Source organism: Aminobacter sp. P4_D5 (assembly GCF_056401815.1).
Genome location: NZ_JBFUIP010000461.1, coordinates 1 through 960, shown reverse-complemented (window position 1 = coordinate 960; position 960 = coordinate 1). Strand labels below are relative to the sequence as shown.

The following is a 960-nucleotide window of genomic DNA, read 5'->3' as shown; positions in this document are numbered from 1 at the left end:
GCCGTGGTCGAAGACGTATTCGCCCTGGGAATGCGACTTCGCGTAGCAGGGCGCGCAGGCCACGAGCTGCCCGCAGGCGTCGCGCAGCGCCGCGTGCTGCGGCAGCCAGCCGGTTTCGGCCGAGGCGCTGCCGCTCTCCTCCAGCGCGGCGAGGAAGGCATGCGAGACGAAGGGGTTATCCCCCGCGCAGGCATCCCAATCCGCCGCCGGGATCTCGGCGATAGCCTTGTGCAGTGAGAGGGTGAGCTCGGGGGGGGGAGTCCATCGAGCCCGAGTATGGACTCGATCTCCGGAAAAATCAGGTTACCGGAGTTCGAGAATCGCCTCGACCTCGACCGAGGCGCCGGCCGGCAGCGAGGATACGCCGACGGCGCTGCGCGCATGCCGGCCCGCCTCGCCGAAGACCTCCACGGCGCAGTCCGAGGCGCCGTTGATCACGGAAGGCTGGTCGCCGAAGGTCGAAGCGGAGTGCACATAGCCGGTCACGCGCAACACGCGGGCGATGTTATCCAGGTTGCCGCCAGCGGCCGCCTTGGCGTGGGCGATGATGGACAGCATGCAGTTCTGTGCTGCCTTCTTCGCATCCTCCACCGAGACTTCTTCGCCCACCCGGCCCGTCGGAAAGATCCTTCCGTCCTTCCGCGGCACTTGGCCGGAGATGTAGACGGTCTTGCCGGAGACGGTGAACGGCACGTAGTTCGCGATGGGCGCGGAGGCTTCAGGCAGCGTCAGTCCCAGCTCGGCGAGGCGGGCTTCGATCTTGGACATGGAAAAATTCCCCTAGGCGACGATGCGCAGATTGCGGGCCTTGGGCGGCGCCGCGGGCAGGTCGAGCGGCAGCAGCGGCGACTGCTCGGCCGCGCGAGCCGCGCTGTCGGGCGCCACGTCCTCGGCGTCGGGCTGCGGCAGCGCGCCGCCCAGGTGATCGATGGCCAGCCGGCGGAAGGCCCAGTCCAGCAC

The 960-nt window shown here is 69.0% G+C and carries 3 protein-coding genes; all 3 read right to left on the bottom strand.

All coding sequences use genetic code 11. From position 1 onward, the window contains the following. Positions 1 to 234, bottom strand: a 234-nt coding sequence (locus AC1DWF_RS32765; RefSeq protein WP_476842684.1) for a peptidogalycan biosysnthesis protein, incomplete at its 3' end; no start/stop codon positions are given. A 69-nt stretch (positions 235 to 303) separates the two neighbouring features. Further along, complete coding sequence (locus AC1DWF_RS32760) at positions 304 to 768, bottom strand: RidA family protein (protein ID WP_476842683.1); 465 nt, start codon at positions 766 to 768, stop codon at positions 304 to 306. 12 nt (positions 769 to 780) lie between these two features. Continuing rightward, a partial coding sequence (locus AC1DWF_RS32755) for a hypothetical protein (RefSeq protein WP_476842682.1) occupies positions 781 to 960 on the bottom strand: 180 nt, incomplete at its 5' end.